At 44.9% G+C, this 22,537-nt stretch carries 24 protein-coding genes and 1 other RNA gene; 6 read left to right on the forward strand and 19 right to left on the reverse strand.

The window, feature by feature from the left end:
* Positions 1–159 precede the first annotated feature (159 nt).
* Positions 160–1,236: an SGNH/GDSL hydrolase family protein gene (locus tag RID53_RS03235; RefSeq protein ID WP_446386749.1), complete on the reverse strand. Its 1,077-nt coding sequence runs from the start codon at positions 1,234–1,236 to the stop codon at positions 160–162.
* Positions 1,237–1,782: 546 nt separating this feature from the next.
* Here RID53_RS03235 and RID53_RS03240 point away from each other — a divergent pair.
* Entirely contained in the window at positions 1,783–2,181 is a 399-nt protein-coding gene (locus tag RID53_RS03240; protein WP_446386750.1) for a Fic family protein, read from the forward strand.
* 262 nt (positions 2,182–2,443) lie between these two features.
* On the opposite strand, the gene RID53_RS03245 is transcribed toward RID53_RS03240, so the two are convergent.
* The 7 genes from RID53_RS03245 to RID53_RS03275 all read right to left on the reverse strand — a co-directional run bounded on the left by RID53_RS03245 (position 2,444) and on the right by RID53_RS03275 (position 7,485).
* Positions 2,444–3,229 (reverse strand): MBL fold metallo-hydrolase, encoded by a 786-nt coding sequence (locus RID53_RS03245; protein WP_446386751.1) that lies wholly within the window; start codon positions 3,227–3,229, stop codon positions 2,444–2,446.
* A gap of 26 nt (positions 3,230–3,255) precedes the next feature.
* Positions 3,256–3,876 (reverse strand): anthranilate synthase component II, encoded by a 621-nt coding sequence (locus RID53_RS03250; protein WP_446386752.1) that lies wholly within the window; start codon positions 3,874–3,876, stop codon positions 3,256–3,258.
* 73 nt (positions 3,877–3,949) lie between these two features.
* On the reverse strand, positions 3,950–4,465 hold the full coding sequence (locus tag RID53_RS03255; RefSeq protein WP_446386753.1) for a diacylglycerol kinase family protein: 516 nt from the start codon (positions 4,463–4,465) through the stop codon (positions 3,950–3,952).
* A gap of 50 nt (positions 4,466–4,515) precedes the next feature.
* Entirely contained in the window at positions 4,516–5,043 is a 528-nt protein-coding gene (ybeY, locus tag RID53_RS03260; protein ID WP_446386754.1) for an rRNA maturation RNase YbeY, read from the reverse strand.
* A 37-nt stretch (positions 5,044–5,080) separates the two neighbouring features.
* The gene (locus RID53_RS03265; protein ID WP_446369622.1) at positions 5,081–5,296 is read right to left on the reverse strand and encodes a DUF3285 domain-containing protein; all 216 of its coding nucleotides are present in this window, start codon (positions 5,294–5,296) and stop codon (positions 5,081–5,083) included.
* Between the two features lie 235 nt (positions 5,297–5,531).
* Positions 5,532–6,639 (reverse strand): peptide chain release factor 2 gene (gene prfB / locus RID53_RS03270; RefSeq protein WP_446386755.1). Its coding sequence is split into 2 segments (ribosomal slippage): positions 5,532–6,566 and positions 6,568–6,639, totalling 1,107 coding nucleotides; the frame shifts between segments, so codons are not numbered across the junction.
* 120 nt (positions 6,640–6,759) lie between these two features.
* On the reverse strand, positions 6,760–7,485 hold the full coding sequence (locus tag RID53_RS03275) for a Bax inhibitor-1/YccA family protein (protein WP_446386756.1): 726 nt from the start codon (positions 7,483–7,485) through the stop codon (positions 6,760–6,762).
* 294 nt (positions 7,486–7,779) lie between these two features.
* On the opposite strand from RID53_RS03275, the gene RID53_RS03280 reads away from it, so the two are divergent.
* Positions 7,780–8,103 (forward strand): polymorphic toxin type 24 domain-containing protein, encoded by a 324-nt coding sequence (locus RID53_RS03280; RefSeq protein WP_446386757.1) that lies wholly within the window; start codon positions 7,780–7,782, stop codon positions 8,101–8,103.
* Positions 8,104–8,108: 5 nt separating this feature from the next.
* Complete coding sequence (locus tag RID53_RS03285; protein WP_446386758.1) at positions 8,109–8,645, forward strand: hypothetical protein; 537 nt, start codon at positions 8,109–8,111, stop codon at positions 8,643–8,645.
* Positions 8,646–8,804: 159 nt separating this feature from the next.
* On the opposite strand, the gene RID53_RS03290 is transcribed toward RID53_RS03285, so the two are convergent.
* Together RID53_RS03290 and RID53_RS03295 are read right to left on the reverse strand one after the other, a co-directional pair.
* On the reverse strand, positions 8,805–8,921 hold the full coding sequence (locus tag RID53_RS03290) for a photosystem I reaction center subunit VIII (RefSeq protein WP_446372983.1): 117 nt from the start codon (positions 8,919–8,921) through the stop codon (positions 8,805–8,807).
* A 69-nt stretch (positions 8,922–8,990) separates the two neighbouring features.
* Entirely contained in the window at positions 8,991–9,485 is a 495-nt protein-coding gene (locus tag RID53_RS03295; protein ID WP_446372982.1) for a photosystem I reaction center protein subunit XI, read from the reverse strand.
* A gap of 331 nt (positions 9,486–9,816) precedes the next feature.
* On the opposite strand from RID53_RS03295, the gene psb32 reads away from it, so the two are divergent.
* A complete protein-coding gene (gene psb32, locus RID53_RS03300) occupies positions 9,817–10,533 on the forward strand; it encodes a photosystem II repair protein Psb32 (protein ID WP_446386759.1) in 717 nt (238 codons plus the stop codon).
* 109 nt (positions 10,534–10,642) lie between these two features.
* Here the strand turns inward: psb32 and RID53_RS03305 are convergent, their stop codons facing one another.
* The 3 genes from RID53_RS03305 to RID53_RS03315 form a co-directional block, all read right to left on the reverse strand.
* Positions 10,643–11,026 (reverse strand): DUF4346 domain-containing protein, encoded by a 384-nt coding sequence (locus tag RID53_RS03305; protein WP_446386760.1) that lies wholly within the window; start codon positions 11,024–11,026, stop codon positions 10,643–10,645.
* Between the two features lie 243 nt (positions 11,027–11,269).
* Positions 11,270–12,466, reverse strand: coding sequence for a GNAT family N-acetyltransferase (locus tag RID53_RS03310; RefSeq protein ID WP_446386761.1), 1,197 nt, complete (start codon positions 12,464–12,466; stop codon positions 11,270–11,272).
* 122 nt (positions 12,467–12,588) lie between these two features.
* Entirely contained in the window at positions 12,589–13,296 is a 708-nt protein-coding gene (locus tag RID53_RS03315; protein ID WP_446386762.1) for a RibD family protein, read from the reverse strand.
* A 216-nt stretch (positions 13,297–13,512) separates the two neighbouring features.
* On the opposite strand from RID53_RS03315, the gene RID53_RS03320 reads away from it, so the two are divergent.
* Together RID53_RS03320 and RID53_RS03325 are read left to right on the forward strand one after the other, a co-directional pair.
* Positions 13,513–15,624, forward strand: coding sequence for an ATP-binding protein (locus RID53_RS03320; protein ID WP_446386763.1), 2,112 nt, complete (start codon positions 13,513–13,515; stop codon positions 15,622–15,624).
* Positions 15,625–15,657: 33 nt separating this feature from the next.
* Positions 15,658–16,287 (forward strand): Uma2 family endonuclease, encoded by a 630-nt coding sequence (locus RID53_RS03325; protein ID WP_446386764.1) that lies wholly within the window; start codon positions 15,658–15,660, stop codon positions 16,285–16,287.
* Between the two features lie 54 nt (positions 16,288–16,341).
* Here RID53_RS03325 and RID53_RS03330 read toward each other — a convergent pair whose 3' ends face one another.
* The 6 genes from RID53_RS03330 to RID53_RS03355 all read right to left on the reverse strand — a co-directional run bounded on the left by RID53_RS03330 (position 16,342) and on the right by RID53_RS03355 (position 21,925).
* Positions 16,342–17,424 carry a Gfo/Idh/MocA family protein gene (locus RID53_RS03330; protein WP_446386765.1) on the reverse strand — a complete coding sequence of 361 codons (1,083 nt, stop codon included), beginning with the start codon at positions 17,422–17,424 and terminating at the stop codon, positions 16,342–16,344.
* 119 nt (positions 17,425–17,543) lie between these two features.
* Entirely contained in the window at positions 17,544–18,251 is a 708-nt protein-coding gene (gene rnc / locus RID53_RS03335; RefSeq protein WP_446386766.1) for a ribonuclease III, read from the reverse strand.
* A 155-nt stretch (positions 18,252–18,406) separates the two neighbouring features.
* Positions 18,407–18,829, reverse strand: an RNA gene (gene rnpB, locus RID53_RS03340) — RNase P RNA component class A.
* Between the two features lie 57 nt (positions 18,830–18,886).
* On the reverse strand, positions 18,887–19,498 hold the full coding sequence (locus tag RID53_RS03345) for a hypothetical protein (RefSeq protein WP_446386767.1): 612 nt from the start codon (positions 19,496–19,498) through the stop codon (positions 18,887–18,889).
* Positions 19,499–19,572: 74 nt separating this feature from the next.
* Positions 19,573–20,721, reverse strand: coding sequence for a magnesium/cobalt transporter CorA (gene corA, locus RID53_RS03350; protein WP_446386768.1), 1,149 nt, complete (start codon positions 20,719–20,721; stop codon positions 19,573–19,575).
* A 109-nt stretch (positions 20,722–20,830) separates the two neighbouring features.
* The gene (locus RID53_RS03355; protein WP_446386769.1) at positions 20,831–21,925 is read right to left on the reverse strand and encodes a hypothetical protein; all 1,095 of its coding nucleotides are present in this window, start codon (positions 21,923–21,925) and stop codon (positions 20,831–20,833) included.
* Between the last annotated feature and the right edge of the window lie 612 nt (positions 21,926–22,537).

A 22,537-nucleotide genomic window follows, 5' to 3' on the forward strand; every position in this document is an offset into this window, starting at 1 on the left:
ACTTAAGCGAAATATTGCCAATTCGCAGACCAGTAAATAAATGTCTTATCTTTAGGTTCAAGTAAGAATGGAACTTACTGGGTAACTCTTTGAACCCGTTTTAACGGGTTTAAGCTTTGAGCCAGAACTTTAGTTCTAGGCTTAAGTCAGCACTCTCCTTCATAGAGAATTGCGATAACGAACAGTTGATTGCAGCAAAAAACCTATCCCCATTAATAGTAGTGGGATAGAAAACGCGGGTTCTGGAACGGATTTAGGTTCTACACCAGCATCCTGGAGCGCAGCGTATGCATAGTCTCCCCATAAAGCATGACCTTTAGCCGTTGGATGGATGTCATCCCAGAATAAGTACTCATCGGGGTTAGAACATACACCCAATTCAGTGAAGCAAGGCTCAGTCACATTGGTAAAACCAAATTCATCAGGCTGAGTGATAACCTCTTGAAACAGAGACGCCAGATCAAACGGTATGATGTTTATATCATCATAGGTGAGACGCAAATCATCGAACATTGTCGTTAAACCCGCGTTATGTTCCGCACTCACTTGGGTGAGTTCCGCTGCTTCTCCCTGTATAATCGCTCGGGGCGTTTTACCCAAATCGGGCAAGTTAGGAATAAAGAAATTACGAGCGCCAGCTTCCGCTAAAGCCGTCACCCCAGTAAATAAGTTGTTGATGGGTTCAGTACTATCACGCAGCCCACCCTTGCTGTAATCATTATTACCAGCCCAGACAATATAAAGGGCGTCAGGATTAGCCGATGTTTGAGCGACATTTAGGTCATTAATAAACCCATTAATCTCAGTGAGGACTCCTACGCCTAACTGAGGATTGACATTACCCAATCCTGTCTTAGCACCACCAAAGGCAAAGTTAACGCTATTAGTTGCGGTAGCACCACCGAAATTAAAATTGACCGCTGGTGGGATTGATGGAATGATTGGTTCTCCCACCGTTAATTCAGTCGATGGAATCAAATCAACTCCCAATTCCGATGTGAGAATGTCTATCCAGTTGTAGCCATTAGAAAAACGTCCTTCAAAGTAAGGTGGACTAGGGGTAATCGGTACGGGTAAACCTGACGAGTTGGCGGCTGACGTCACATTGAAGACATTGCCTGGATCAGCGGAGCTATCGCTAAACACATAAATCTGATTGAATTGGATTGCCTCAGCACTTAGCGGGTACAATAAAGATAAAAAGGAAAATCCTGTGGCTATTGCGGTAATTTTCATCGTTTTAATTTCACACTCCTGTCACGACTCTTATACACCAAATTCACAGAAAATGAGCATCTAAAGAATAAGTTGTATTGAATCTTTATCTTATTATTTTTTGTAAATATTTATTGATGTAAAGGCTCATTAATTGTGTTCTAATGAAACAGGCATTAGTACAGCGGACAGAATTTATGTTCAGGAACTTATATCATGAAAATGATTATAAGAATCAATATAAATATATTAAAATAGTCAAATAAACTTAATGATGAGTTTAGATAAATTAAATTTAGGTAACATTAATTGGTTCAATAGATAGATTCATGTTATCAGTCGTTCCGAAATCAATAGACGGGTTGGCTTAACAAAATCTTTACAATGAGAAACACTCCTGATAGTTGTAGGGTGTGGGATGTCGGGAACTATTGATAAGTGGGTGGACACAATTAAAGTTAACGGTTGAGATTAGGAAGGAACAGGGAACAGGCATCAGCACTGCAATGATACTCTTTTTGAAAGCTCGGCGGTTTCTCAAACTTAATAAGGCAATAAAGACTGGCAATGAAATCTGTCCTAACGTGTCTGCGTAGTGCTATATTACTCATTCCTACCTATATCCTAGATTTTTTGTGCATTCACCCGTTTTTAGATGGGAATGGGCGAATGGCAAGGTTGATTACCCTATTGCTGCTTTATAAAGCGGGTTATGAGGTGGGACGGTTTATTAGCTTAGAGCGGATTGTCGAGAGAATGAAGGAAAGTTACTATGATAAGCTTTACCAGTCTTCCCAAGATTGGCATGAAGGACAGCATAACCTATTACCTTGGTGGGAATATTTTTTGGGAGTCATGGTGCTGTCAGCGTATCGGGAGTTTGAGACAAGGGTGGGAGTTGTTACTTCTGCGAGGGGAACAAAAACGGCAATGGTGTTGGATGTGATTAACAATCTGCGAGCGTGAATTTTCGATTCGAGAGTTGCAGGAGCGATGTCCAACGGTAGGGATTGACTTGATTCGCCGCATTTTGCGTCGGGAGAGGGATGCAGGACGTTTGACGTGTCAGGGGCGTGGGGTGGAGGCGCGTTGGCAGAAGCAATAGGTACAAAGTAGAGTTCTATGTAGGGGCGGGTTTCACCGTTATCGTTTTTTACCCCATCCAGATATGACTAAACCCGCCCCGACTAAATGCACAAATTAACTAGATAATTAACTCAAATCTCCCTTAAAATCGATAACTCAACAGTTTAATCATCGAACCACTCTGAGGTAAATCTGAGGGTTTCAACGTCAGCATATCGCTGTTCACCCGACTGACAGGCATTCCCTCCATCACCGTTAAAAACTCATCCACAGGTTCAATCCCATAGTCTCCCTGACAGGTTTCATCTGCAGCTTGGGTACGGAAATGAGTTGGGATGACTAGCTTCGGATTCAACACCGCGATCGCGTCTTTCGCCTCCCTCGGATTATAGGCTTTAATACTGCCGCCCACAGGCACAAATGCCACATCTGGACGCCCCATGAGAATTTTCTGCTCAATTTCAATCGGTGCGGCTGCGCCACCTAAATGGAGAAGTTTAATCCCACTTTGCTCCCATTGCCATGCCACATTATTTCCCAATCGGCGTCCCCCGTGGCGATCATGAGGAATGCTAATCCCTTGGAACCGAATCCCCCCAATCTGATAAACGCCCGGTTGAAAGAGGATACGTGGATTTCCCGGCAATCCTTCAGCCGCACCTTCATCCAACAACTGAGAACTAATTAAAACCAAATCAGACTCCACTTTCGGCGGACGATAACCTGCGGTACACCCGACTGTCCGAAACGGATTCACCAAAATCCGCATCCCTCCACCTGTAAACAAAAAGCAGGTATGTCCTAACCACTTAACTGTCAATGTTCCACTCGCCGACTGCGCCGCCGACTGAAATTGTGAAGCCAATGTCGTTCCCAAAGTGCCAAGCACCCCTGCACCCACGTAGCGCATCAACTGTCGCCGTTTCATCGTTAGTTAATCAATACTCCTCAAACTTAAGCTAGAACCATGGGGTTTTGAGTCGATGCTGGAAGAGAAACTAGGAAATTTTGCAATAACTGTTTACCGCAATCGGTCAAAACACTCTCTGGATGAAATTGGACGCCTTGAAGGTGGGGATAGTTCCGGTGTCTCACCCCCATAATTGTGCCATCCTCTACCCAAGCGGTAATTTCCAGAACATCTGGACAGGTGTCTCGCTCAATCACCAGACTGTGATATCGAGTGGCGATAAAGGGATTGGGCAAATTCTGGAACACACCGACGCCAGTGTGGTAAATTTCCGAGGTTTTGCCATGCATCAACAGGGGGGCGGAGATAATTTTGCCGCCAAAGACTTGACCAATACTTTGATGACCCAGACAAACGCCTAAGATAGGTACAGTTGCACCAAGCTGGAGAATTAACTCACAAGAGATCCCTGCATCATCCGGGCGTCCGGGTCCTGGGGAAATCACGATCCCATCAGGATTTAATTGGCGCAGTTGCTCTAAGTCAATTTGGTCATTGCGGTATACCTGAATATCCGTGGCAATGGGCAATGTGAACCCAAGTTCCCCTAGATACTGCACTAAGTTATAGGTAAAACTGTCGTAGTTATCAATGACAACAATCAAAATTTACACTCCTTTTGCAACTTACCCTAACCACGACAAAACGTCACACTGTAATTTAAGTTAAAAAAATAGCTTAACGTATCAGTAAAAGAATGCGAGTCACTAAGGGGGGCAAGAGTAGAGAGCCAGCAACAAGTAGGGCTGCGATCGCGGAGATGAGAACAGCCCCCGCCGCACAGTCTTTGGCAACTTTTGCCAGCTTATGATAAGACTGCTTAACGGTTAAGTCAACCACCGCCTCAACGGCTGTATTCAGCAATTCCAGGGTCATCACTAGCCCACTAGTTAAGCCAATCACCGCAATTTCCACAGGCGGCAACTTTAACAAAATCGCCAAAGTGATTGCTACTGTGCCAATCAGGGTATGAATGCGAAAGTTCCGTTGGGTGACAAAGGCATAGCGAACTCCCGCCCAAGCATATTTAAAACTAACCAATAGGGTTGGGGCAATGCACCAAGCCAAGTCGCGTTTGAATCTCTGATTCGGGTCGGACTCCGGCGGTTTGGGGAGTGACAGGTCATGCACTATCGACCGGGAACCTGAAACTAGGTATTGAGAGTTAGCAGAATGAGTATTGTGATAAACCATGGGGATTGAATTCCATTGCTAGTGATGAACTGACACCGAATCCAGTGTCATTATACGGGTAACGTCAAGTTGACAATCTGGAGTAAAGCCTGCTGCTGGTTTAGCATTCGCTGCAAGCTTTCCTCGTCCGGATGATCCCACCCTAAAAGATGTAGCAACCCATGGGTTGCTAACCAAGCCAGCTCTATACTCAAGGGATGACCCTGATGTTGGGCTTGGCGATAAGCGGTTTCCACTGAAATGACTAAATCGCCCAGGTAGACTGATTCAGCCGCTTGCATGTCTGGAGGTATCTGAGGCGAGTCTACCTCTAATGCGGCGAAGGCGAGTACATCAGTGGGTTGATTTTTGTGGCGGAACTGAGTATTCAGTTCCTGAATTTCTGGGTCATCAGTCAGGCGTAGTGTCAGTTCATACATCGATCCTGGCGAACTATCGGGGTGCAGTGTTTCTAGCCATTGGCTGAACCAATGTTCCCAAGTGGAGGTGGAAATAGGATTCGTCAGGGAATTCGCTTCCGGAGTCGCTGACTGGGAGGCTTCAAAGAAACAATCCTGCACTATTAGTTCGATATTCACTTGTGCCGCCTCTGGTGTGAGATGAGCTATGGGAACGTTAACGAGTCAGGTAAGCTAAACCAATCAGCACAGCTAACAGACCCACGGTGGTTAGAAAAAAGTGTTGTAGGGATTTGCCTCCTTTACGCACCATGTTACGCATGGCTAATTTCACGTAACTGGGTTTCGGTTCATTCAAAGCGGCGTTGGCTGGTGTTGGCTGTTCAGCAAACGGCGGCTTCGCTGTATCCGGGGGGGTTGAGGATTGACTCATCAGTAATGGTAATTTGACGCTAAAAACTATTTTATCGTCTTTCTTTACATAAAGTAACAAATTGAGATTCGTAATTATTCGTGGTTATTCGTCATTTGTCATTTGTCATTCGTCATTTGTCATTTGTCATTTGTCATTTGTCATTTGTCATTTGTCATTCGTCCCCATCTCCCCCATCTCCCTCATCTCCCCCATCTCCCTCATCTCCCTTATCTCCCCTCTCTCTGCCCACCGATCACGTTAATTGATTTTCCTGACGCAGGTAGGCTTCGATAAAGGGATCAAGAGTCCCATTCAGGACATCATCAACCCCTGTGGTTTCCACATTCGTCCGCAAGTCTTTCACCAACTGGTAAGGGTGGAAGACATAATTACGAATTTGGTTACCCCAAGCCGCTTCAACCATATCGCCTCGGATTTCGGCAATTTCCTGGGCGCGTTGTTCTTGGGCAATCACCAATAGCTTGGCTTTCAGCAGGGCGAGGGCTTTTTCCTTGTTTTGTAGTTGCGATCGCTCCTGGGTACAGCGCACGGCAATGTCTGTGGGAATATGCTTCACCCGAACGGCGGTTTCCACTTTGTTGACATTTTGACCGCCCTTACCCCCAGAACGAGAGGTGGTAATCTCTAAATCCGTTTCCGGTATATCTAGGTCTACATCCTCATTCAGGATGGGCATAACCTCAACCCCAGCAAAACTGGTTTGCCGTTTCCCGTTGGCATTATAGGGAGAAATTCGCACCAGTCGGTGAGTTCCTTTCTCAGCTTTCAAATAGCCATAGGCGCGGAGTCCCTGAATTTCTAGGGTAGCTGACTTAATTCCCGCTTCATCCCCTTCTGAGAGTTCTGCCAACTGCACTTTATACCCCTGGCTTTCTGCCCAACGGGTATACATCCGCAACAGCATTTCTGCCCAATCTTGGGCATCTGTTCCGCCCGCCCCCGCATTAATCGCCAGTACAGCACCATTGGCGTCATAAGGACCCGATAGTAGCTGTTCTAATTCCCAACGGTCAAGTTCGCGATTCAGCTTGACTACATTGGTTTGAGCTTCTTGCAGCAGTGCTTCATCGGTTTCCAATTCCAGCAATTCCAGAACGGCTTTCGCATCCTCTAGATTACTTTTCCACTGCTGGTACTGCTGCAAATTCAATTTCAGGTCATTCAGCTTTTGCAGGGTTCGCTGAGCGAAGGTTTGGTCATCCCAAAAATCCGGTTGAGCGGCTTGTTGCTCTAGGTCTTTAATTTTGGCAGTCAGTGCAGGTACGTCAAAGATAGTCCTGGGTTTTTCCCAGGCGATCGGACAAGGTTTCGACTTCGCGTTTAATCTCTACAACTTCCATGTTTTTTTGTTCTGGTACTTTACTACCTTATGATTCAATTTTAATCAGAAAACTTAATTCCATCAGACTCATGACAAGTATCCCACGCCCTAAATTACGACGTGGGATAAGGTGAGTCAATTAGTCGCGATTAAAGGCAATCAGCAACCGCAAAATAAAGATAAACAGGTTGATGTAGGTCAAGTACATCGACAGGGCGGCTGGCAGATACTGATCATTGCGATAGGTGCGGGGCAAGATATAGAAATCCACCACTGCCGCACCAACAAACAATAAAACGCCAATCCCAGAGATGCCAATTTCTAGCCAGCTAGGGGTATAGACACCAAAAAAGCTTAAGACGAGCTGACCCACCAACACCACCAACAAGGCAATGATACCCAGTTGCACAGTTTGGGTTAACGCCATCCCGTCTTGGTCTGAAAGATTCGAGCCAATTTGACGGGCAGCAACAAAAGTGATACCACAACCGAGAGCGGCGATTCCAATCCCTGGAATTCCTACGCCTGAAGTGCCAATGGCAACAAATACGATACCACTGAGGGTGTAGCCTGAGAGCAAGCTATAGGTCGCCAACAGAGGCAATGCTGCACTGTTATTGCCTTTCTCCGCCACACCACGAGCGACGAAGAATAGGGCTAATTCAGCAATCAGGGCAACCCAGAAGGTAGGCATGAATAACCCTGGGTTGGTGGTAAGGACATTCAAACCACCGTAGGTACCGACAGCCGTTAGAACCAATCCACCGCCGACGTAGGGCAGGGCGTTGGCTATCACATTGGGTCCTACTAGGGCTTGACCCTGTGCATTACGCATGGCTTGACGAAAGTTACTCGTGTTGCTCATGTAAACTCCTTGTGTAACTTACGTAATAATTTAAGTTGATCGGGTAAGATGACTCCCGTCGTAATCTTCGATTTGACGGTGAGATGAATCTCTTATGAAAGCAGATTGACTTTCAATAATAGTATACTACACTCTATTATAGGATGGCATTGCCAATAATTTTCAATATAATTATATTGCTATAAATAGTACAATTTAAATCAAAAAACAGCATTTAATTCCGAACAGCTTACAATCATTTTTATATTTTGATATAGTACCATTGATTTATGTCCGACAACTTATATTATATTAGTGTTTAAACCTGTTGACTGGACAGTTGGGACACCAGCAAGCATTCTCATCGCCACCGGAACTCAAATCAGTGGGAGATTTCCTCGTGATGGAGCAAGTACTAGAGAGGTGCGTTATCGTCTAGATAGCGGTAATATAACTAGCTATATTGTCTACGATGACAATGGGCGGGCGATTAAGCGAGTAGACTTGACGGGTAAGGCTCATGCAGGAGTCCCAACTCCCCATGTTGTTGAATACAAACATCACCAAAACCCAGCAGGGAATATTTTTGTGCAAGCTGAAAAAAGAGTTCGACCTGCTAGAACTGACGAGATACCTTAAAAATCATGGAAACCCAGCACCTATCCTTAAATACAACTCAGATGAGCGATTTCCAGCAGTGGAAACAAATTAACGGCGATGATTTTTCTCTCTGGGATTATCTGGCTGGAGTCTCTAATATTGAAGTTGCTTTAGCCTTCACCAAAGTCTTTTTACCTGACTTTGTTGAACATGAGGGAGGTATTTTTTTATCAGAAGCCTTTAATTTAGAAATTTACGAGCAGTGGAAAGCACAACTCGGAGATAATATTGCCTCGATTGAGCAGGTAATGAACCATCAGCATATTGATGATTTGCTTCCTGGTTCAGAATCTGCTGGAATTGATAACTTGTTTTATTTGGGTCAAGTCATCAAACAAATGTGGAAAAATCATCTCAAGTCACTGTATCCAAAGTATAGTTTTGAAGTTTCTTGCACTAGAGATGAATACACTGTGGTTGTCACTTTCCATCATAGTAAACGCGAAGAGTTACAAATCAAGCCTAAAAAGGATCTCCAAAGTAGTGACAAAAGTTATGAGATATTATCTTTAGGAGGTTAAATCATCCGGAAGGATAAAGATTCTCAAGCCGAGTCTAAACCAAGAGACAGGACTTCCAAATCTCCCCATTAATGGAACTTTGTCGTGTGGGTGTTTTGCTGACAATGCGAACGAAACACCCACACGACCCATTTAACTCAACGTTGAAAAACGACCTGCTTAGGCGTCACTTTCAATGTAGATGAACAGAAGTCCCATCAGCACAGCAGGCATGAGCCAACAAACGACGGGAATCAGAATCCAAGGCAAGAACGAAGCTGCATAAGAACCAGTCATGTCAAATTGTCCTATCTAAATTTACAAGAGTTCAAGACAAATATTACTCAATTTGTGAACCCAATGGAGTTAGTTATTCACAAAACCCCGGAAAATGGCATCCACAGTCTCAAAATTCTCCAGGAGGAAGTAAGCCACGAAAGCGCCTCCCATACCTCCAACAAAGAATCCACCTGCAAATTCACTCCAGCCTTCAGACGTTTTGAGTCGTTCTGTACTCGGAGCGCTTTCGGCGGCGCTTTTGAGCGACACTAATCCCCAAGCTGCCATTCCGGCGGTTCCCAGTAGCACGATAACCAAAGCAGTGACTAAGCCGCCTAGATAACGCGCTTCTGGGTAATCCCGCAGTGCGCCAAACACAACTTCAGGACCAACTAAGAAGTAACCATGAGCCATGCCAATTTCCAAACCTCGCAGGAATGGGGATAGCCCTTTACGATAAGCGGGCAGATTGCCAATGAATGCCCGGGTAAACGCTGAATCGCTGATTGGAGTCGATAAATGACCCACAAAGGGGTCTCCATGGTAGGGCTTTACCATTTCCATATTTCTTGCATCTGCCATCTAGATGTTGCCTCTCACTCTGAATGTTTACAAAAATACCTGACTTAACATTGTAAGCAGAGAGGGGTAATCCCATGGCACAATATGGGAAGACCTTTAAAAAACTTCATCAAATTAGTTAGAGCTTAAGGATATAACACTGCCGTGTCTCTAGGGAGTAATCGGCGCGAATCATCGTCTGCGTCCACCGACCAAAACCCCTGACTTCTTGGAGAAATCAGGGATCTATATTGCACAACTATGGTTATATGTCAAGACATGAGCTAGATGTCGGTCGTTCACTAGAGTGTAGTAGTATTTTGAAAAAAACAGTCATCTCAAGAGTCAGTAAATGAGACAAATCTTCAATCAACTATACAAAAACCTGAAACGTCTAATACTACCGCTATTACTGGGCGTTTTAGTTAGCGGATTGATGGCTACACCTGCCAACGCTGTAAACGTCTACCAAATGCCCAATGTCAACGCGGGTGAACCAACGTGGGTGATTGATCAAGCTGACGTACTCAGCCGCCTGAGTGAAGGCAAGTTGAGCAAAAGCTTGGAAGACTTAGCCCAGAAAACCGACAAGGAAGTCAGATTTGTGACAGTTCGCCGTTTAGACTACGGTGAAACTGTAGACAGCTTTGCTAAAGCCCTATTCAAAAAATGGTATCCGACACCGGAAGCCCAAGCGAATCAAACCTTGCTGCTTATCGATACCCTGACTAATAATACTGCCATTGTTACTGGGGAAAACGTCAAGTCAGTTATGCCCGACGAAATTGCCGAGAGTGTCGCCTCGGAAACAATGACAGTCCCCTTACGGGAGGGTAACAAGTACAATAAGTCTTTTTTAGAGGCTAGCGATCGCTTAGTGGCTGTGCTATCGGGTCAACCTGATCCCGGTCCTCCAGTTGTAGAAGAAACGGTTCAGGTTGAAGGCACATTTACCAGCGCAGAAGAAACTGACACCAAAAACTCGACCATCTGGGTTGTTGTACTATTGGTTGTCGCGACAGTGGTACCGATGGCAACCTATTTCTTTTATCAGGGCTTCTCTGGTTAAGTTCGTCATTTGTCATTTGTCATTTGTTACTGTTCCCTGTGACACACCGAGCGAAGCCGAGGTGTTCCCTGTTCTCTAAGAGATGATCAGAAGCCTTTACTGTAAGGCACTAATCCTGAACATACTCCTGTCCAGAAATTAAAGCATACTCAGCCCGCATAAACTCCCGTCCTAAATAAGCCGCATGATCCAACATCGTGACTGGACAGGGCTGGGTTTGCTCAAAAATCACCACACAAAGTTCCTTGGCGGTTCTACCTGTAAACAAAGTCGTATGAGTCCGTTCAACCTTACCTCGTGCGGGAATCGGTTTCCCGGTTTCGGGGTCAACGGCTAAACCGCGATCATCAATCACATTGGTGAAATGTTTGGCACAAATTAACCGTGCATCCCGGTCGAGGTAGATAATAAAATATCCACCGGGATCAAGTGCAATTTCTCGTTTCGACAGTTTGTCATCAATAGTACGCAGGTCTTCTACTGTTTGGTTCATCTTGATTTTGGCTCAATGCTTCCCTTCTTGAATACTATCGTGCTTGGACATGTTGAAGAAGGTAGAGGGAAATCTCAAATTCTTACTGTTCCCTGTGACACACCGAGCGTGTTACTGAGCGTGTTACTGAGCGAAGCGTTCGACTGAGCGCTCACGCCGAAGTCCGAAGTAAGCCGAAGTAAGTCGAGGTGTTCCCTGTTCCCTAATCTCAACCATTAACTTTAATGAAAGTCCGGCTACTTATCACTCCTGAACCAAAAATTGAATATCTCGTTTTGTAAAGGGTAAATCATTATTGATCGCGTCGATTTCTTCCTGTTCCATTTCATTCACCTCACCTATATAGTGGCGCAAAATTTGCATCAGGCGTTGATTATAAAATCGGTGCAGACTGTGATTCGGTGTCGCGGGAAATCCTCGCCGTCTCTTGTGGCGTCCCCCAGCACCTGGATCAAACATCTTAACCCCATTCGCGATCGCCCATTCTATCGGGGTGTAATAGCACGCATCGAAATGCAGGCAGTCATATTCCTCAAAACAGCCCCAATAGCGCCCATACAACTGATCACCCTTATTAATACAAAACGACATCCCCACGGGATGTCGGTCATCACCGTCTCGATAAGCCGCCACCAATACCACACGATGACGATAGTCGGGATACAACTGTTCAAAAAACTGGCGCGTCAGATACTTACTGCCCCAAAAAAACTTATCGCAGGTGCTGCTATAGAAGTTATAAATCAGGGGAAATAATGATTTGGGAATATCATCCCCGACTAAAGGAATCAAACGCAGTCCGGCTTTAGTCACCGCTTTACGTTCCCGCTTAATATTACGGCGCTGATTGGCGTTAAAGATACTCAGATAATCATCAAAGCTACTAAACCCTTTATTCTGCCAAATATAACTGTGATGCAACCAGCTTGTGAAACCATGGCGTTCCATCACCTGTCGCCATTCAGGGTCAACAAAGAGAAAATGACAGCCACTAATCCGGTTATCCCCGCAAAAGTGATCAATGGCACTCACCATAATCTCAGTGAGTTCATCTTCATCTTCTCCAGGTGCAATTAAAAATCGGTAACCGCCTGCTGGGGTAAACGGCGTCATTCCTAACAGTTTGGGATAGTAGCGAACGCCTAAACGATGGGATAGATCTGCCCATTGGTGGTCAAAGACAAATTCTCCATAGCTATGACCTTTAATATAGAAGGGCGCAGCCGCAATAAGCTGTCGGTTTTGCCATACTGTTAGGTGATTGGGCAACCAGCCGGTTTTAGATGTCGCACTTCCCGATGTTTCTAAATTATTCAACCAATCCCATTCCAGAAATGGTGTTTTCAGGGGTTGGGCAAGGGCATCCCAAGCTGCTTGGGGAATATCAGCCATCCGGTTAACCCAGTTAACGGAATAGTCAGTCTGCGGTTGGTGAACCATTGGGAAAGTCTATAATTAGGTCTGCACTATTGAAATGAACGGTGAAGATCGTTATTTACAATTTGCTCTATGTCATTGGTAAGGTACGGAGGGGTTATTTACATAAGTTAACATAATAGAATTTATTTTGACCGATTGACCAACCGATAGTGCAGAAATAACTCTTGGTCAATCCTCTCAACCGCCAAAAGTTCTAAACGCTTCGCCAATTGCTGCGAAAAACCAGCCCCCTGAACGGATGTTGGGGCAGCTGCACCCCCTAAAATCAGTGGACAAACTGTGAACCAGAGTTCATCGATTAAATCAGCCGCCAGTAGAGATGCCACTAAGTTCCCCCCCCCTAAGACAGCAAGCCGTTGGATGCCCAATTGGTTGAGCTGTTGATAAGTGTCATGCCAATTTATCCCATCCCTAGAGGCATTCACCACCAAAATCCGCTCAAAATAATCCGACTTGTCCCGCCAAGGTTTAGCACCCGCCTCTGTCGTCAACAGCCAACGGGGTACGTTTTGGCGAAAAAAGCGTAATTGTGGATCGAATTGAGCTAGACGGGAGCAAACAATCTGTACAGGTTGGATGGGTAAGCCCCGTTGTTGACGCTGTTGCTGTAACTGGGGATTTGAGACACTACGAGTGGTACCATAAGCCCGGAGAGTCCCTGCACCGAACAAAACCCCATCCGCTAGTGCCACCTGATTTTCCAGATGGGCTTGATCAGCAGGCGATGAGAATCGGGCAGGCGATCGCGTCACGTCCGCAATCTTGCCATCGGCACTCATAGCCAGAACGACTGTAGTATGGGGTCGATTGATAGCAGACGTTTCCGGCATAGTTGTCTAGACCCAAGAAAAAGAATGATCACTATTTTGGCGCAATTCACCCCAGGATCGTCTGCATGTGTGGCACTCTATCAAAACAATCGAAAGAGCTTATGAATCGTTCTAGGATAGAGATAAGGGGTTTTCAAGGAAACTCCGTGACTCGTAAACTGTATAACGATTACTCTTTCTACCGCCTTTTCTTCTGTAATCACACCAGCGTATCTTATGGCTAAGCCAGGTCAATCCTCCTTTCGTCGTGTTTTGCTGTCACGCCTGTTGTTACTCAGCGTGCCAGTGTTACTATTGGGAGTTTATGTGACCTACAGAAAAGCACGCTCAACGCTTCTAGACACAGCGCGTCAAAATTTAACCGAAAGTGCTGTGAGAAAAGCAGAAAGCATTCAAGAGTCGATCTCAGCGTTACAAGCCAACCTGCTGACCGCTAGCCAAGCCATAGTCTTTCAATCTCAATCATCGACAGGCTATCAACAATTTATCAACCAACTGGCTCAACAACTCCCAACCCCGATCAATTGCGTGCAGTTGAGTGATATCCAGACTCAAGATATCGTGAGCAGTACCTGTAATCAACCCTTACTCGTCAGCCAGCAAGTGATCTCAAAATGGTCCAGCCAGGAAGATGAGGTTTCTGTCGATCCGTCTCAAATTGAGGTTACAGTGCTACCTCCGCTAGCACCCTCAACCCCTGCTACAAACGAAACTGAAGCCATCTCAGACAAAAGTCAACTCCCGATTCTGTTGAGTGCGCCCGTTTATAACGCTGAGGGTCAACTCCAATATGCTTTGAGCTTATGCTCATCCTTACTCCAATCCAAATCTATCAAGCCTGGTTCCCTATCTGGTGAACCCGTGGTGATTACCCAAGCGGGTAAAATTCTGGTGCATCCCATCGCCCAGCAAGTGGGACGCAATATCAACCAAGAACTGGATTCTTCAAGACTTGAGAGTCTGGTCGAAGACGCGATCGCAGGTCGTGAGTCCTTTATCCATCTTGCCGTGGATGGTCAGGAATATGTCGCTGGCTATACAGCGATTGAAAGTCCGATTAGCGACCAATCTGACCAGCAATGGATTATTCTCGCTGTTACCCCCTTGGAGAGTGCGCTGATCGGTCTTCAGGATATCCGCCAAGTTTTGTTTATCCTCACCTGTGGCTTAATTGCTGCCAGTATTTTAGCCACAATTTACATTTCCCGTGACCTCGCCCGTCCCTTAGAAAAACTCAGAGATTGCGCCTTGCATGAATCCCAGCTTCACTCGAATTATCGCATTCCTCATACCTTCAAAATTCGAGAAATTAACCAATTAGCCGAAGCCCTGGATGGCATGTTTGAGCGCCTCAAACATTGGGCAGAAGAACTCGAAGCCGCCTGGAAAGAAGCCCAAGCCGCCAACCAGCTTAAGAATGAGTTTCTGGCTACAACATCTCACGAACTGAGAACTCCCCTCAATGGTATTATTGGTTGCCTGCGACTGGTCAAAGATGGTTTCTGTGATGACCGCGAGGAAGAACTTGACTTTTTGCAACGAGCCGATGAAGCGGCTATTCATTTGTTGAACATTATTAATGATGTTTTAGACCTGGCAAAACTTGAGTCAGGGAAACTTTCCGTTGAAGTTGAACTGATCGATCTGCGTCAACTGATTGATGAAGTAATTCACTTACAGGCAGTTTCTATTAAATCGAAGGGACTCGAATTCAACACAAAAAACTTGCATGAAAAACTTCCCGTTATTGCCGATCCCGCTAAACTGAAGCAAGTCCTAATTAATGTCATTGGTAACTCGGCAAAGTTTACTGATTCGGGCAGCATTACAGTCAGTACACAGATTGAAACAGGCAGTGATAAGACCGAACCCTTAGTGAGTGCTGATGATTCTACATCTGTTGCTAGCGTCTCCACGATTCCCAGTAATAAACAAGTTACTGAAAATCATGAAAATGGAGAGTTGTTTCCTGCACAAGTTGTTGTCACAGTTAAAGATACGGGAATTGGCATCGATCCGGTGCAACAGGCTAAACTATTTCGTCCCTTTGTCATGGTAGATGGCTCAACTACGCGCAAGTATGGTGGTACAGGTCTCGGTCTGGCTATTTCCCGCAACTTGATCGAATTGATGGGGGGGACAATTACCCTTTTTAGTGCTGGAGAAGGTCAGGGAACGACGGTGAACATTAGCTTACCGCTTGTCGAAACAAAGGGACAGGATACGGATGAGCAACTTGACAGTGAGCCACCCTCACAAGTATCAACAGAATTGCCTAAACATCAGGATTCAATTGGCGAGATTAACGGCAAATTAATAACGGATTGATAGTTTACTATAGTCATATTTAAAACATTTTCAATGGTTGCTCAACTCCAAAATCAACGAATAACTCCTCAAGAGTATCTGGAATGGGAAGAACAACAAGCCATTAAGTACGAATATATTAATGGCAAGGTTTTGGCGATGACAGGGGGAACCCTTTCCCATAACTCTATTGCCGTAAATCTGACATCTGCACTCAAAAATCACCTGAGGGGTAAAGGCTGTAAAGTCTTTATGGCAGATGCCAAAGTAGGAGTTTCACGTCAGGGACCCTTTCACTATCCAGATGTGATGGTTAGTTGCGATCCGCGAGACCAAAGAGCGCGTAAAATTATCTATCATCCCTGTTTGCTTGTCGAAGTCCTGTCACCGGGTACAGAAGCCTTTGACCGTGGCAAAAAATTTAGGCATTACCGTCGGATTGATAGCTTGAAAGAATATGTTCTGATTGAGCCAGATAAAATGAACGTGGAATGCTACCGACTCAATGAGATGGGAAAATGGGAATTGACAGCTTATTCTTTTGAAGAAACAACGACTAGCGGGACAGAATTAGAGGTGTATTTAACTAGCGTTGATTTCCGATGCCCTATTTCTTTGCTGTATGAAGATGTTGTTTTTCCTGAAGATAATCCAGAAGACACTCTTATTAACAGAGAAAATTGAGGTCGAAAATTTTTCCCGACACCCCACATCCTACCCAATTTTTTAAGTTATCTATCATTCCGCTAACTGAGGAACCTTAATCGGTGTTCCTCCTTGTTGGAGAGACTGGGATAGACAACTGAGAATGTTGACCAGTTGAGCCGCTACCCAGCCTGAAGATACTGATACAGGTTGATTATCGCGGATGCTCTGCAAAAAGCGATCGCACACCACCGCCAACGGTTCACTCGCCTTGATTTCGATGACTTCACGCCGCAAACCCGCAGGTGTAAACAGGTCTCCACTTTGCTCGAAATACCCATGCTGAAGCGTTAAGGGCGCATCATTTTGCATTTCATCAAAAATCAACGTTCCTTGACTCCCCACTACTCCTAGACGCCGTTGTTTATCGGGGTTAAGCCAACATAAGTGAATATATGCCTGAAAACCCGTCGGGTACGTCAAAATAATATAAACAAAATCGGCTAAATCTTGTTCCTCAAGAAGGGCAGGTTTAGTGACATTATCTGTTAAACTCGCCCCTACAGATCCCTCTTGCCGTTGTAACCATACCCGTCCCGTGGCTTGAACTTGCACAGGTTGCTCACCTAACCAGGTATTGAAGATCGCGATATCATGAATGGCTAAATCCCACAGCGCGTCTACATCCTGACGCACGGGTCCTAGATTCGTCCGAGCCGCGTAGCCATAGCGCAATTCTCCTAAACATCCCGATTGCACCACCGCTTTACCCTGCTCAACAGCCGGATGAAATAAATAGGTGTGATCCACCATCAATTGGCGCTGCTGTTGACGGGCTAAATCAGACAACTGTTGACATTCAGCCGCATCCAGTGTTAGCGGCTTTTCGGCTAGCACATGGAATCCTTGCTGTAGGGCGTCTTGAATCAGGGAATAATGAGTCACCGCCGGAGTCGCGATCACCACCGCATCGCATTCTATCTGGGAACGTATCGATTGCCAATTGTCTGCCAGAACCACGGTGTCATTCAGTTTCAACCGTTCTTTAAGCTGAGTTAAGCGTTCCCTAGAGGAATCAACCACCGCTACCAGTTGAGCATCTGGATGTGACGCGAAATTCCGCACCAAATGCGTACCCCAACGTCCTGCTCCCAATACGGCAATTTTAGTCTTCATAGAATTTTTGAATCTGTAGGGGCGGGTTTCACTATTATCGTTTTTTTTCACCCTAATGTCACTAAACCCGCCCCCTCTAAATTATGAATTACCGACCCAACAGATTAGTTGATCAATCACTAATCACCAATCACTTTAGCCAATGCTGCTTTAGCGGCGGCTTGTTCTGCCGCTTTTTTAGAGCGTCCTTGTCCTTGACCCAATTGTTGACCTTGAAACCAAACTTGGGCAGTAAAACGATTCTCGTCTCCCTCTATGGGATTGGTTTCGGTAAGGCGATATTGGGGTAACGATTTATAGTGAGCTTGAGTCCATTCTTGGAGAGCATCTTTATAGTTTTGGCGGGCGGGATCTTTAAGAATATCTTCAGTCAATCGCTGAAAATGAGGATCAAGCCAAGGACGAATTAATTCTAAGGTATGGGTACTCAGATAGAGTGCGCCGACTATCGCTTCAAAGGCATCAGCCAGCCGTGACATTTCACCCCTCGGATCAGCCGCCGCGCTGGGAGCCAGGAGCAAGTATCGCTCCAGCCCATACTCTTGAGCCAATTGAGCCAAGACGCGATCGCTCACCAACACGGAGCGAATTGCCGCAAAGTCACCCACGGAAGCGTTGGGATAGGTTTCAAATAATAACTCTGAGGCAGCCATTCGCACCACAGCATCCCCGACAAACTCCAACTGATCATAGTTCACATCACGGGACATACTGGGATGAGTTAGCGCCAAGTCAAGCTTATCCCATTGAACAGGCGCATTATCCAGTAATCCGAGCTTTTGCACTAATTTTTGCAGTTGTTTGTGTCGTCTGGAGTCAATGGTCATCGAAAAAACGGATTGGTAAGGGGATAGACGGAACCCCCTGTCATTTATGTATGGGGAGGAGTCCATGAATAAGGGCGGGTTTTGTTGTTCAGTTATTAGTGACAAGCTAGCTTGAGTCCCTAAACCCGCCCCTACAATAAACTTATGACTAGAAGGGAGAGAGTCGGACATAAGCCGGGTTCTGTTCTCCTATATCACTAGGAGGGTGGTTATCTATCTGGGACGCCTGTTACCAGACGCCTCTAGCGGCTCTTGAAGCAGGAACTGGTAAAAGACCAACCGTAGTTCCTAACGACCTTGCACCCAACCGGGGTTTACCGAGCCAGCACCTCTCGATGCTGCTGGTGCGCTCTTACCGCACCTTTGCACCCTTACCAATTCATCTTATGTCCTTTGTCTTATGTCCTTGATTCCAGACATAAGACTGGTGACTGATGACGAATTGGCGGTATGTTTCTGTGGCACTATCCTCACGGTCACCCGCACTGGGCGTTACCCAGCAAGTGTGGTCTTTCGGGAGCCCGGACTTTCCTCAGATTCACCACTTAGGTGAATCCGCAACCACCTGCGCCGACTCTCTCCTTAGTGATCTATTTTAATCGCCGGGGGCTATTTATTGGGGTGGAACACCGTAATTATTTGGGTTGTAAGGCGAGAACCAGTGCTTTTTGCCAGGACAGATTTTTGGCGATGAACTGACAGCGTAGGTTGCAGGTACGTCCTTTTGTATTTGCTTCCGATATCTTTAGGAATAAACGCAAGTAAAAATAGTCGTTTTTGTCAGCCGCTGCTTGTAGGTTTTTAGGGGAAACAAGAGGAGACCCTATCTTTTCATCGCTAATCTCTTCTTTTAGGGTTTGACCCGGAAGAATTGTACTTGGTGATTGAGAGGCTGCCTCATTTTTGCCGGGAATCACGCGGATGGCTCGCCGAATGCGCTTATCGAAATCACTGATAAAACACTGTTTCCAATCAATTTCTACGAAAACATCTTTGGATTTATTTTCAATACTCATGGATAATCGTTTCAGTTCATCCAATTCGTATTTATCGGCAAAGGAGAATTTTATGACTAGAAAGTCCTGTAGCTGATATTTTGACAACTCTTGATTTAGATAAGCCGCATCGGTTTCAAATTTCACCAGCTTATCTAAGGACTGAAAGGCTTGGTTAAAAACCAAGGCAACAACAATAAAGTAAACGGTTAAAACTAATATATTTCGGGCTAATTCTGTCGCAAAATCCATAAACCCCAAGACTCCTAATTAATACACAAAAGCAAGCAAAGCCATGATCCGTTATTAGTCGTCAGCACTCAACCTTAATCATGTTTGGCAAAGCGAGAATCCTCGAACCAGCCGCGACGCCAGAAAAAGAAGCATAAAGACGCCGCGATCGCGATCATCACGCCCCAACAGATAAAGTATCCCCAACGCCAGGTTAATTCTGGCATATATTGGAAGTTCATCCCATAAACTCCTGCGATAAAGGTGATCGGAATGAAAACCGTTGACATTACGGTCAAGACTTTCATCACCTCATTCATTTTATTGCTGACGGAGGACAAGTAAACATCCATTAAACCCGACGCCAATTCCCGATAGGTTTCTACCATATCAAGTACCTGAATTGTGTGGTCATAACAGTCCCGCAGATAAATGCGAACATCTGAACTAATCAAATGGCTACCGTCGCGAATTAATGCATTAATCGCACTGCGTTGGGGCCAAATTGAACGGCGTAACGCCAGTAATTCCCGCCGAACCTGGTAAATTTTCTCCAGGGTTTGGTGATTAGGGTTGAGAATCACTTCATCCTCTAACGCTTCGATGCGTTCCCCATAGTCTTCCAGCACTGGAAAAAACCCATCAATGATCGCATCCAAGAGCGTATACGCCAGATAATCCGCACCCGCTTGCCGTATTTTACCTTTATGTCCCCGAATTCGAGCGCGTACTGGTTCAAAACAATCCCGTTCGGGTTCCTCCTGAAAGGTCAGTAAATAGGATTTCCCTAAGACAAAACTCACTTGCTCAATCCAAAACCCATCTTCTGTGGGTTTAGGCATGACCATCTGGGCTATAATTAATAACTGATCGCTGTAATCCTCCACTTTTGGGCGTTGAGGAACATTAACCACATCTTCCAAGAGTAAGGGATGTAACCCCACAATTCGCCCCAAGCCTAATAATAGATCTTCACTCCCTAACCCCTGAATATCTAGCCAAGATACGGAGTCACTCGTCAGGTAAGGAGTACAAGCATCTGCGGTTAAATTGGTTACACGATTGGCGTGGCTTTCGTTGTAATCAATCAGAACGATGAATGACGGACAAGCATCCTCATCAATGCTTAAGGTTCCCGGTAAACTCCCCGGCTCATCATAGAAATACTCAAATAGATCTTCGTCATCATCGTTATCATTTGCTCTTGTGGCTAACCTATCCCCTGGAAAATGGCGTTGTGTCATTTAGCGCTCCTGACTGTTTATCCTTAGGATAAGGATTATTCCATAACTTGGCACAAATTTATTTTAATCCATTCAACTTCTTGTTTTAATCCATCAGTGTGCATCCAACCTACATATCCAGCAAATTTACAGTTATCTTGATCATCATAAACATAGACATGATGAACTTGAACCGGATTGACAATGAGATATAGGGTTCCACTTCTATCTGGAAAATTGAGCGACTGTAAATTTCTGTCGATCGGACTATCATCCAACATTTTTTTGTCATACCGGGGACTTTATTTAAACGATTAATCACATCTCGGATAATCCCTTGACTTCCCAGAATATTAGACGTAATTATATTAGCAGTTTGAGAACAATGCCAATAAAAACCATGAGCATCAGCGACACCTAATGCAAGTGCTGCTTCAAATTGACCAACAGCACGGGCAACTTTTTCAGCTAGATTAGCATCAGTCGAGATATATTCATCTCGAAAAAAGATGTTATCAGAGGGGTGGAGATTTAAGCTTGACCGCAGCGGATAAGCAACCAAATCGGAGGAATGAATGATATTCCGCCATCTTAACGGTTGGTTTGGATAACAATTGGCAAATTGTTTAAGTTTATCTGGACTAACCTCTAACATCATATTCAGGAATAAAATGGGTGATCCCATAGTTGTGATGCTTTTGAGATGTACTTTTCTCCTTGACTCCGACTGGCTCAAGCCATGAATCATAGCTCGAATATTATAGGCTGGGTCTTCAGTGCTGAATCTATCGGAAAATAAGATATCCCATAGGATAACACTTCCCAGCGAGTGAGTAATAATATGGAGTTCTGTTTCTTCAGGATTTTTAGTCAGAAAATCGGCTAGCTGTTGGAAAATCAGCTTTCTGATAGCAACACCCCGTTCAGGATTTAGGTAACTTAAAAAATCTCCACCGAACTCTGATAGGAATCCTTCGCGAAATTCTCGATAGCGGAAAATATCATCTGGGCTAGTTTGGGGATACTCTTTCTTAAGTTCCTGCAAGTCTTGATGAATACAGTTCCATATCTTGCCAACATCTTTTAGGACATTTGCCCAAAAACAAGAATAAAAATGGGGACGAGATTGTCCTATTTGGTCAAACTCTTCCTGAATAAGACGTTGTAGTGGATCGGCATATCTGACGTTGGACGTGGCAACACCGTGAATAAAAAATACGAGCATAGTTTAATCCTTCTCTGCCATTGTCTCATCCAGTGTTACCCAAAAAATAGGCGATCGGCAATCTAAAACTGTGGACGCTTGCTCCTACAAATACTCTGTAGGAGGCGGGTTTAGCCGTTCACTTGGGATACTGTCGATAAGATGTATATCAAAACCCGCCCTCTAATCCGTTCGTTGGTCAATCAATATAATCTTATTCATAACGTTTATAGGCAGGGCGGGTTTTGTATTCTAGTTAGTAGGAACGATCAAAGTTAATCCCTAAACCCGCCCCTACACATTAATGTAACCAATCAAGCAGGGAAAAAAGCCGATTCTCCAATCAACAAACAAAAAGAAGATAAATATGAAGACCCTGCGTGTTTTATAAACGCACGTTCGTCTTTATTTTTTTATTTTTTATTTATGATTGCAGTATTTTATTTTTCTACTGATTGATTGGTTTAATTTTTGTGTTGGGGCGGTTTTAGGTATTAAATTTGATATTTCATAATAAATATAATACAAAACCCGCCCTGCCTATATACGTTATTAATAAGATTATATTGATTGACCAACGAACGGATTAGAGGGCGAGATTGGTTACATTAATGTGTAGGGGCGGGTTTAGGG

Source organism: Coleofasciculus sp. B1-GNL1-01 (assembly GCF_040220235.1).
In the GTDB taxonomy this organism is placed as follows: Bacteria; Cyanobacteriota; Cyanobacteriia; order Cyanobacteriales; family Coleofasciculaceae; genus Coleofasciculus.

Bases quoted from the DNA above. Each gene is read 5' to 3' on its own strand.
- RID53_RS03235 (WP_446386749.1), bottom strand. From the start codon at position 1,236: ATGAAAATTACCGCAATAGCCACAGGATTTTCCTTTTTATCTTTATTG.
- RID53_RS03240 (WP_446386750.1), top strand. From the start codon at position 1,783: ATGAAATCTGTCCTAACGTGTCTGCGTAGTGCTATATTACTCATTCCT.
- RID53_RS03245 (WP_446386751.1), bottom strand. From the start codon at position 3,229: ATGAAACGGCGACAGTTGATGCGCTACGTGGGTGCAGGGGTGCTTGGC.
- RID53_RS03255 (WP_446386753.1), bottom strand. From the start codon at position 4,465: ATGGTTTATCACAATACTCATTCTGCTAACTCTCAATACCTAGTTTCA.
- RID53_RS03265 (WP_446369622.1), bottom strand. From the start codon at position 5,296: ATGAGTCAATCCTCAACCCCCCCGGATACAGCGAAGCCGCCGTTTGCT.
- RID53_RS03275 (WP_446386756.1), bottom strand. From the start codon at position 7,485: ATGAGCAACACGAGTAACTTTCGTCAAGCCATGCGTAATGCACAGGGT.
- RID53_RS03285 (WP_446386758.1), top strand. From the start codon at position 8,109: ATGGAAACCCAGCACCTATCCTTAAATACAACTCAGATGAGCGATTTC.
- RID53_RS03290 (WP_446372983.1), bottom strand. From the start codon at position 8,921: ATGACTGGTTCTTATGCAGCTTCGTTCTTGCCTTGGATTCTGATTCCC.
- RID53_RS03295 (WP_446372982.1), bottom strand. From the start codon at position 9,485: ATGGCAGATGCAAGAAATATGGAAATGGTAAAGCCCTACCATGGAGAC.
- psb32 (WP_446386759.1), top strand. From the start codon at position 9,817: ATGAGACAAATCTTCAATCAACTATACAAAAACCTGAAACGTCTAATA.
- RID53_RS03305 (WP_446386760.1), bottom strand. From the start codon at position 11,026: ATGAACCAAACAGTAGAAGACCTGCGTACTATTGATGACAAACTGTCG.
- RID53_RS03310 (WP_446386761.1), bottom strand. From the start codon at position 12,466: ATGGTTCACCAACCGCAGACTGACTATTCCGTTAACTGGGTTAACCGG.
- RID53_RS03315 (WP_446386762.1), bottom strand. From the start codon at position 13,296: ATGCCGGAAACGTCTGCTATCAATCGACCCCATACTACAGTCGTTCTG.
- RID53_RS03320 (WP_446386763.1), top strand. From the start codon at position 13,513: ATGGCTAAGCCAGGTCAATCCTCCTTTCGTCGTGTTTTGCTGTCACGC.
- RID53_RS03325 (WP_446386764.1), top strand. From the start codon at position 15,658: ATGGTTGCTCAACTCCAAAATCAACGAATAACTCCTCAAGAGTATCTG.
- RID53_RS03330 (WP_446386765.1), bottom strand. From the start codon at position 17,424: ATGAAGACTAAAATTGCCGTATTGGGAGCAGGACGTTGGGGTACGCAT.
- rnc (WP_446386766.1), bottom strand. From the start codon at position 18,251: ATGACCATTGACTCCAGACGACACAAACAACTGCAAAAATTAGTGCAA.
- RID53_RS03345 (WP_446386767.1), bottom strand. From the start codon at position 19,498: ATGGATTTTGCGACAGAATTAGCCCGAAATATATTAGTTTTAACCGTT.
- corA (WP_446386768.1), bottom strand. From the start codon at position 20,721: ATGACACAACGCCATTTTCCAGGGGATAGGTTAGCCACAAGAGCAAAT.
- RID53_RS03355 (WP_446386769.1), bottom strand. From the start codon at position 21,925: ATGCTCGTATTTTTTATTCACGGTGTTGCCACGTCCAACGTCAGATAT.